This is a genomic window from Actinomadura sediminis (genome assembly GCF_042675525.1).
Classification (GTDB): domain Bacteria; phylum Actinomycetota; class Actinomycetes; order Streptosporangiales; family Streptosporangiaceae; genus Spirillospora; species Spirillospora sediminis.
In genome coordinates this window covers 1-5,534 of the sequence record NZ_JBHTJA010000194.1, presented here as the reverse complement: position 1 = coordinate 5,534, position 5,534 = coordinate 1, and the positions used below count along the sequence as shown (strand labels likewise).

Here is a 5,534-nt window from a genome sequence, read left to right as displayed (position 1 = left end):
CCCTCGCGGCCACCGCGCCCCCGGCGCGGCGGCACCGCCGAATGCCGCCACGGCTCCTGCGGCCCCGGCGGCCCCCAGCTCTCCTGCCCGAGCGCCTCCGCCGGGTCCCCCCACACGTCCCCATCGCGCCACCCCGGGGCCTCGGCCCCCCGCCCGGGCCGAGCACCGGGCACCGCTCCCGCACCACCCCGCAAGGCCGCCCCGGCCCGCGCACCGAACGGCGGAGCGTCACCGAACCCCCCGGTCGTCCCCAGCCCGTCCGGGCGGGACGGGATCGGCCGGGTGTCTCGTGCGTCCGCGTCGGACGACCGGTCGTCCCCGGACCGTGCGGGTGCGGCGGGTTCGTGCTCTGCGCGCGCGCCGAACGGCGGGTTGTCGCCGGAGTCTCCGGGCGTCCCCAGGGTGTCGTCTGTGCGCCCGCCTCCCGCTGGGCCGGGCGGGATGGGGCGGGTGTCTCGTGCGTCCGTGTCGGACGACGGGGCGTCCCCGGAACCGGTGGGTGCGTCAGAGCCGTGTTCTGCGCGCGCGTCGCCGCCCTCTGGGGGAGCGAGCGGGGGCCGGGAGGCCTCGGCCGGTGCGCTGGGCGGCACCGGCTGCGTGGCTTCGGCGGGGGTGGGGGACGGGCCGGTCTGTTCGGCCTCCGTGGGGATGCCGCCGAGGATCCGGACGTTCCGGGGCTCCGGGGCGGCCGGGGGCGGGGAGGCGGGGGTGTCCGGATTGTCGGACGGGGGGTCGGTGAGGGGCTGGGTGTCCTGATTGTCCGGGGTGGGGGCGTCGTCCGTTCGGCGTCGACGGTCCTTGTTGCGGCGCGGCACGACCCGCATCGTCACCTCCCCGGGGACATGATCTCTCCAGTGTTCCAGGATGAGACGCCGTCCCGCACCGTGTCGCGTCCGAACCCGGTCGCTGTTCGCTGATCGCTCACCACGTGGAACGGTGCCCGTTTCGCGACGGTTCCATACGCGGAGAACCCGGCCCCGCACGGTTCGGGGCCGGGTTCTCCGAGGGTGCGTCAGTCGATGCGCCAGGTGTCGCCGCTGCCGAGGAGGGCGGCGAGGTCACCGGCGCCCTGGTTCTCGACGGCCTCGTCGACCTGTTCGCGCATCAGCTCGTCGTAGGACGGGCGGTCGACGTCGCGGAAGATGCCGATCGGGGTGTGCTCGAACGCGGGCGAGTCGAGGCGGGACAGGGCGAACGCGTGGGACGGGTCCGGGGCGTGGGCGTCGTGGACCGCGATCTCGGACGGGTCGACGTCGGCGACGTTCACGACCTCGAAGGAGCCGGCCGGGGTGCGCCGGAGGCCCTTCGAGCGGTCGGCGCCGAACACGATCGGCTCGCCGTGCTCGAGGCGGACGGTGACGTCGTCGCGGACGTCGGCGTCCTTCAGCGGCTCGAACGCGTTGTCGTTGAAGATGTTGCAGTTCTGGTAGATCTCGACGAGCGCGGTGCCGCGGTGCTGGGCCGCGGCGCGCAGCACCGACTGGAGGTGCTTGCGGTCGGAGTCGATGGTGCGGGCGACGAACGTGCCCTCGGCGCCGACGGCGAGCGAGATCGGGTTGAACGGCGCGTCCAGGGACCCCATCGGCGTCGACTTGGTGATCTTGCCGAGTTCGGACGTCGGGGAGTACTGGCCCTTGGTCAGCCCGTAGATCCGGTTGTTGAACAGCAGGATCTTCAGGTTGACGTTGCGGCGCAGCGCGTGGATCAGGTGGTTGCCGCCGATCGACAGCGCGTCCCCGTCGCCGGTCACGACCCAGACCGACAGGTCCGGACGGGACGTGGCGAGGCCCGTCGCGATCGCGGGCGCGCGGCCGTGGATCGAGTGGAACCCGTACGTGTTCATGTAGTACGGGAACCGGGACGAGCAGCCGATGCCCGACACGAACGTGATGTTCTCCTTGCGCAGCCCGAGCTCGGGCAGGAAGGACTGGACGGCCGCGAGGATCGCGTAGTCACCGCAGCCGGGGCACCACCGGACCTCCTGGTCGGTCTTGAAGTCCTTCAGCGTCTGCTTGCCGTCGGCCTTCGGGACCAGGGAGAGGGGGCTGCGGCCGTTGCCGTTGACTTCACTCACTGTCGATCACATCCTGGATGACGCCCTGCAGCTCTTCGGCCTTGAAGGGCAGGCCGCGGACCTGGTTGTAGCCGATGACGTCCACGAGGTACCGGCCGCGCAGCAGCAGCGCGAGCTGGCCCAGGTTGATCTCCGGCACGATGACCTTGTCGTAGGAGCGCAGGACCTCGGGCAGGTTCGCGGGGAACGGGTTGAGGTGCCGCAGGTGGGCCTGCGCGACGCGCTGCCCGGTGTCGCGGACGCGCCGGACGGCCGCGGAGATCGCGCCGTACGTGCCGCCCCAGCCGAGGACGAGCACGCGTGCCGCACCGGACGGGTCGTCCACCTCGAGCGGCGCGATGTCGTTCGCGATGCCGTCGACCTTGGCCTGGCGGAGCCGCACCATCTTGTCGTGGTTGGCCGGGTCGTAGGAGATGTTCCCGGACCCGTCGGCCTTCTCCAGCCCGCCGATCCGGTGCTCCAGGCCGGCGGTGCCGGGGATCGCCCACGGGCGGGCGAGGGTCTCCGGGTCCCGCTTGAACGGCTGGAAGTCGGCGTCGGACGGCGCCGCGAAGTCCGGCTCGATCTTCGGCAGGTCCGCGACGTCCGGCAGCTTCCACGGCTCGGAGCCGTTCGCGAGGTAGCCGTCGGACAGCAGGATGACCGGTGTGCGGTACTTGACGGCGATGCGCGCGGCCTCGATCGCGGCGTCGAAGCAGTCGGACGGCGACCGCGGCGCGACGACCGGGACGGGCGCCTCGCCGTTGCGGCCGTGCATGGCCTGCAGGAGGTCGGCCTGCTCGGTCTTGGTGGGCAGCCCCGTGGACGGTCCGGCCCGCTGGACGTCGATGACCAGCAGCGGCAGTTCGGTCGCGACGCCGAGGCCGATCGTCTCGCTCTTCAGCGCGATGCCGGGCCCGGACGTCGTGGTGACGCCGAGGGACCCGCCGAAGGACGCGCCGAGCGCGGCGCCCGCGGCCGCGATCTCGTCCTCCGCCTGGAACGTTCTCACCCCGAACCGCTTGTGCTTCGACAGTTCGTGCAGGATGTCGGACGCCGGGGTGATCGGGTACGAGCCGAGGTACACCGGCAGCCCGGACTGGACGCCCGCGGCGACGAGCCCGTACGCGAGCGCGACGTTGCCGGTGATGTTCCGGTACAGGCCGGACTCGTGCTCGGCCGGCTTGATCTCGTACTGGACCGAGAACGCCTCGGTGGTCTCGCCGTAGCTCCAGCCCGCCTGGAAGGCCGCGATGTTCGCCTTCATGATCTCGGGCTTCTTGGCGAACTTGCGCTCGAGGAACGCGAGCGTCCCCTCGGTGGGGCGGTGGTACAGCCACGACAGGAGCCCGAGCGCGAACATGTTCTTCGCGCGTTCGGCGTCCTTCTTGGAGATGTCGAAGTCGGCGAGGGCGGTCACCGTCATCGACGTGAGCGGCAGGGCGTGCACCCGGTACTCGGCGAGCGAGTCGTCCTCGACCGGGTTGGCCGCGTAGCCGACCTTCGCGAGGTTGCGCTTGGTGAACTCGTCGGTGTTGACCAGGACGTCCGCCCCGCGGGGGAGGTCCCCGAGGTTGGCCTTGAGGGCGGCCGGGTTCATCGCGACCAGGACGTCGGGCGCGTCGCCCGGCGTGAGGATGTCGTGGTCGGCGAAGTGCAACTGGAAGCTGGACACGCCGGGGAGGGTCCCGGCGGGGGCGCGGATCTCGGCAGGGAAGTTCGGCAACGTGGAAAGGTCGTTGCCGAACGCGGCCGTCTCCTGGGTGAAGCGGTCGCCGGTCAACTGCATGCCGTCACCGGAGTCCCCGGCGAAGCGGATGATGACGCGGTCGAGCTGCTGGACCTGTTTGGTCACAGAGGAAGACCTCCTCGACGGGCAGCACCCGACCTGGGGGAGGCACCCAGGATCGTGATGCTACTTAGGCTTGCCTTCATGGTATGTCCGGGAGGCGATGCTGGGATCGGGGGATCCACGAATCACCGGACACCACGGGTACGAATCGGTCGGATCCCCCTGGTCACCCCTGACACAGGCAGCTGTGCTGGCGGCAGAGGTCGACGTGCAGCCGCCGGACGAGCCTCTTGCGGTTCGCCGAGGAGCCGTCATCTTCCGTGGGCACGGAGTTCACGCCCCGAAGTGTAGACAGAGCGAATTCCGTTCGAACCCACCGGCCCCCGCGCGACCCCGCCGCGGCCGGGTCCGGCCGTCCGGCCGCCCGGTGCCGGACGCGCTCACGGGGTCTTCGACGTCACGGCCTGCGGGGCGTCCGGCGGCGTCCCGCCCGGCGACGCGGACGAACCGGGCGTCGGCGCGGCGGCCCGCGCCAGCTCGCGGCGCTCGGCGTCGAGTTCGGCGAGCAGTTCCCGGACGTCGTCCGCCGCGAGCGCCTCGCCGACGACGCGGGCGGTCGCCTGGTACCGGTACGAGCCCGGGTTGTCCAGCGCGGCCCGCATCCACGTCCGCCACTGCCTCCCCGCGACCGTGCAGCTCAGCGTGACCGTCCGGTCGTCCCGCACGGGCGCCGAACCGTGGCACGTGCCGAGCGGCCGCCCCTCCGAGTCGATCGACGCCCGCAGCGACGCGCGCGCGTCCGGCGAGGCCGTCCCTTCCCAGGTCGACAGCGTCGCCGGGACCTGGACGGTGCAGCCGTTCATGTTCTGGTCGCAGTTCTTGAACGTCAGCTTGCCGGGCGTGAAGTGCAGCGTCGGGTCGGTCGCGCCCCCGAGCCGCTTCACACGCGCGCGCAGCTCCTTGAACATGGGCACCGGGTCGGCGAGCGGCTGCGCCTGGAGCGCGAGCGTGGTCCGGCCGGACGTCCGCACGCCCAGCAGCCGGTGGGGCGCGGCGACCGCGACGAGGTACTCGGCGTCCGCGGCCCGCACCACGTAGGCGGGGACGCCGCCGACCTCCTCCGTCCTCGGGTTCGGGGACGCCTTGGCGAGCATCCGCGCCACCGACTCGGGCGAGAGCACCTTCGCCACGTCCACGCCGGGCACGGCCAGCGGCGCCTTCGCCCAGCCGCCCGCGTAGTACTCGGGATGCTCGATGCCCGCCGCGTACGCGCGCCAGAACTCGAGCCCGGCCTTGATGTAGGTGACGCCGTCGACCGTCGCGAGCAGCGCGGTCCGCGCCCCGGCGGTGAGGGTCCCGCTGGCCGAGCCCTCCGGGCTGATCCGCAGCCGCAGCTGCGCGGGGCCGCCCGCGACCGTGAGCGTGCCCGCGTACCGCAGGCCGAGCCCGTCGGTGAGCCGCCGGCCCGCCGCGAGCGACCACGCGGGCGGCGGCGTCGCGGACGGCTTCGCGACCGGCCCGGACGGTTCGTCGTCCGCGGCCGTCGCCATCGTGACGGCGCCCGCGGCGGTCGCCGCCATCGCGACCCCGGCCGCGGCCAGCAGCATCCGGTTCCGCTTCGGCATCCCCCGCTGCCGCGCCGGCACGACCCCGGGCGGCACCGGGCCGCCGCCCCCCGGCGGCACCCGG

General features: G+C 72.9%; 3 protein-coding genes. All 3 read right to left on the bottom strand.

The features are described 5' to 3' along the window. Positions 1–1,012 precede the first annotated feature (1,012 nt). Positions 1,013–2,074: a 2-oxoacid:ferredoxin oxidoreductase subunit beta gene (locus ACFQ11_RS36880; protein WP_378307464.1), complete on the bottom strand. Its 1,062-nt coding sequence runs from the start codon at positions 2,072–2,074 to the stop codon at positions 1,013–1,015. Continuing rightward, positions 2,067–3,908: a 2-oxoacid:acceptor oxidoreductase subunit alpha gene (locus ACFQ11_RS36875; protein ID WP_378307462.1), complete on the bottom strand. Its 1,842-nt coding sequence runs from the start codon at positions 3,906–3,908 to the stop codon at positions 2,067–2,069. The genes ACFQ11_RS36880 and ACFQ11_RS36875 overlap by 8 nt, the downstream gene beginning before the upstream one ends. Before the next feature lie 377 nt (positions 3,909–4,285). Continuing rightward, positions 4,286–5,534, bottom strand: a 1,249-nt coding sequence (locus tag ACFQ11_RS36870) for a LolA-like protein (RefSeq protein WP_378307460.1), incomplete at its 5' end; no start/stop codon positions are given.